2 protein-coding genes are annotated in these 3848 nt (G+C 66.1%); both read left to right on the top strand.

What is annotated here, in order from left to right; genetic code table 11:
* Positions 1-101 precede the first annotated feature (101 nt).
* Positions 102-2036, top strand: a complete 1935-nt coding sequence (gene dnaG, locus AAGI46_16160; GenBank protein MEM1013742.1) for a DNA primase — start codon at positions 102-104, stop codon at positions 2034-2036.
* 227 nt (positions 2037-2263) lie between these two features.
* On the top strand, positions 2264-3848 hold a 1585-nt coding region (locus tag AAGI46_16165; GenBank protein MEM1013743.1), incomplete at its 3' end, for a sigma-70 family RNA polymerase sigma factor.

The raw sequence follows: 3848 nt of genomic DNA on the forward strand, positions 1-3848 counted from the left end.
GGGCTCTGGACCAGACCCGGGACGACGCTTCGCTCTGTCCACCGGCTTCGGGGGGGGAGCGGTTCACCAGCGCAGTCGTCTGAGACGTAGCCTTGCGACCGGTGGCGTCGCAGCGACACAATCCTTCGGACGGGGTGGACGGGAAGAGCCTGGTGCTCGACGCGGTCGACCTCGTCAAGCTCGTTGGCGAGACCGTGAGCCTGAAGAAGGCCGGGCGTCGGTACGTGGGGCTGTGCCCGTTCCACGAAGAGAAATCACCCTCCTTCGGGGTGAATGCGGAGAAGCAGTTCTACTACTGCTTCGGCTGTAAGAAGGGAGGCAACGCGATCGACTTCGTCATCGAGCGCGACCGCTGCGATTTCAAGACCGCCCTCCAGACCCTGGCCGACTGGGCGGGCATCGAGCTGCCACGCCGCGGCCGACCCGGGCCGGCGACGGACAAGCTGCAACGCCTGCGCGAAGCCTGCAGCTCGGCCGCCACGCTCTACCGGAAACACCTCGACGCCCCCGAGGGCAAGGCCGCCCGCGACTACCTCGAACAACGCGGCTTCGAACGACGCACGATCGACGCCTTCGGCATCGGCTTTGCCCCCGACGCCTTCGACTCACTCCAACGTGCCGGCCTGGTTCAACAGTTCACGGAGCTCACTTTACAGGAAGCAGGACTTCTAAGAACAAGTGATAAAAACCCGGGCCATCGATATGATGTTCTAAGGCACCGAGTCGTCTTTCCTATTCGAGACGAGCAAGGGAGGCCGATCGCTTTTGGTGGAAGAGTCGTGCCGGGCAATGATTCGCCGGCCAAGTATCTCAACAGCCCCGAGACGCCGCTGTTCGACAAGTCGGCGACGCTCTTCGGGCTCGACGTCGCCAAGGCCGAGATCGCCAAGTCGCGGGAGGTGATCGTCTTCGAGGGGTACGCAGACGTGGCAGCGGCGTGGCAGTATGGGGTGACCAACGGCGTGGCCGTCCTCGGCACGGCGCTAACCCCGAAGCATGTCACGATCTTGCGCCGATTCGCCGATCGCGTGATCTTGCTCTTCGACGCCGACGCCGCCGGCGAGTCGGCGACGCGCCGGAGCATCGAGCTGTTCCTCGGCGAGGACGTCGATCTGCGCGTCGCCGAGCTTCCCGCCGGGATGGACCCGGACGACTATCTCCGTACGGAAGGCGTTGAGTCGTTCAGGGAGAAAGTCGGGGCCGCCGTGGACGCCTTGGGATACGCGTGGAGACGCCTCGCCGTCCAAATCAGCGGCGAGGAGGACGTGACCGCGCGGGGTGCGGCGATCGACGATTTCTTGCAGCTTATCGCGTCTGCGCGAGGGGCGGCGGGTGGTCGGGTGGACGAAGCGCGTTGGGGCGGCGTGCTCCGGCGGGTGGAGCGCCTGACAGGGCTGTCGATCGACGTGCTCCGTCGCCGGCTGGAGCCCAAGCGCGCTCCACGTGGGCCATCTGGTGGGTCGTCGCCGGCTCCCGAGGTCGCCCCGGCCAGGCCGGCTCTGGGCCGGGCGATCGTGCCGGGTTGGCAACTGCTCGGCAGCCTGTTCCGCGAGCCGTCGCTGTGGGAGCAGGTCCAAGAGCACGTGGGACCCGACGATCTGCACGATCGGCGCCAGCGATGGGTGGCGGAGGTGTTCTGGGACCACCTGCGGCACGAGGGCGAGCCGACGTTTCCCGAGTGGCTCGACGTCGTAAGCACTGCGGCCTCAGCAGGTTCGGCCGGTGAGGCGGCAGCGGGACGGGCTCGGGAGACGTGCATCCGCTGGCACGACGACGCAGCCGACCTCGGCGAGGCCAAGGCGGTGGCGGCGGAGGCGGTGCTGAACTTGCTGAAGCTGAAGGAGGAGGCGTCGATCGAGTCGGTCCACGGCGACGTCCGCCGCACCGTCGGCACGTCTGCTGAGGACGATGCGGCCTTGCTGAGAAAGCTGGAGAAAACGCTGCATGAGACGGGTCGAGCGGGCTCGAAGGCTTCGCCAGACCGTACAGCCGGCACCCGCGATACACCCGCTTCGCCGGAGGGCAAGCGAGGGTGAAGGTCCGAGAAGATCGCTTGTCTCGGGCGCCAGGCGGTGCATGTTGCAGCTGATTCGGCCCCGGTGGCTAAGGCCGATGCCGAACCAGCAGGCCACCCGGAGCGAACGATCACTTCGGCCAGGCAGCCTGCTTACCATATCGCCGCCCGCGCCAGACGCCTCGTCCACTTCGCGACACGGACTTCATGAGCAGCAATCGTTCCAAGGCAAAGTTCAAGGAAACCACCGTGTCCAGCACCGCCATGCCCGACGCCAAGCCCGCCACGGACGATCTCGCTGACGTCGACATCGACCTCGCCGACGACGCATCGGAAGAGCACGGCCCGATCGGCTCGGGTCCCAGGCCCCCGACCGATCCGCTCATCGGTGCCGGCAGCCTGGAGGAAGTCCAGCGTCGCGTCAGCGCCCTCATCGACCTCGGCACCGATCGCGGCTACCTCACGTTCGACGAGCTCAACGCCCGCCTGCCTGACGAGGTGGTCGGGCCCGATCGGCTCGAGCAGCTGCTGATGAGCCTCGACGAGATGGGCGTGTCCATCATCGACGATGCGGACGTCAAGAAATTCAAGGCCTCTGGGAATCGACGCAAAACCCGCAAGATCGAGCCGGTCGTCCTCTCCAAGACCGCCCCCGGCACACGCGTCGGCATCGCCGCCGACGTCGCCGAGCCCGTCGGGCAGGACAACGTCAGCCAGACCGAGCGGACCCAGCAGGAAAAGAGCAAGAACGACTTCATCAAGAAGGTCCTCGGCGACACGCGTCGTCGCAACATGCGCGACCTGGAGGACGACGACGGCCGCGTCGCGGAGGACGACGAGAGCCACGCCGATCACGCCCGTCACCCAGACGCCCCGGACGTCGTCGCGGCTGACGGTGCTGCCGGGCCGGGCACGGAAGTCGAAGGCGAGATCGACATCCAGCAGCTCGAGCGCGACATGGCCGAGGCGACGGGCAAGCGGATCGACGATCCGGTCCGCATGTACCTCACGCAGATGGGCGAGATTCCGCTGCTCACCCGCGAGCAGGAGATCAGCCTCGCCAAAAAGATCGAGATTACCCGGAAAATCTTCCGATCTCGCATACTCGGCAGCGACTACTGCCAGCAGCAGGCATGCGAGATGCTCGAGCAGGTGCGTGAGGGCCAGCTCCCCTTCGACCGCACGATGAAGATCTCCACAGCCGAGGAGATGGCGGACAAGCAGACGGTCAGCGACCGCATCCCGCTCCACCTGAACACGGTCCGCGAGATGCTTCGCCGCAATCGCGACGACTGGCGTGCTTATCGCGAGGCCAAGACGAAGCAGGCGAAGGAAGAGATCGAGCAGCGCCTCCGCCGGCGTCGACGTCGCGGAGTTCGCCTGCTGGAAGAGGCCACGCTCCGCACCGGTCGGATCGCGCCGCTGATGAAAAAGCTTTCGAGCATCAGCTCCAAGATGCTCGAGCTCGACGAGCAGGTCGCCAGCAAGAACGGCAAGGCCGCCAGGAGCCCCGCCGAGGCCGAGGACCTGGAGGTCTGCCGTCAGGAGCTCGAAGGCCTGGAAGACCTGGTCCTTGAATCGAGCGACGACCTCTACGAGCGGCTCGTCGACATCCGCAAGATCCACGTCCGCTACGAAGAGGCCAAGCGCAAGCTCAGCGGCGGCAACCTGCGGCTCGTCGTCTCGATCGCCAAAAAGTACAGGAATCGCGGGCTTTCCTTCCTCGACATCATCCAGGAAGGCAACACCGGCCTGATGCGGGCGGTCGACAAGTACGAGTACCGCCGCGGCTTCAAGTTCTCGACCTACGCCACCTGGTGGATTCGCCAGGCCA

This window comes from Planctomycetota bacterium (genome assembly GCA_038746835.1).
Lineage (GTDB): Bacteria > Planctomycetota > Phycisphaerae > Tepidisphaerales > Tepidisphaeraceae > JBCDKH01.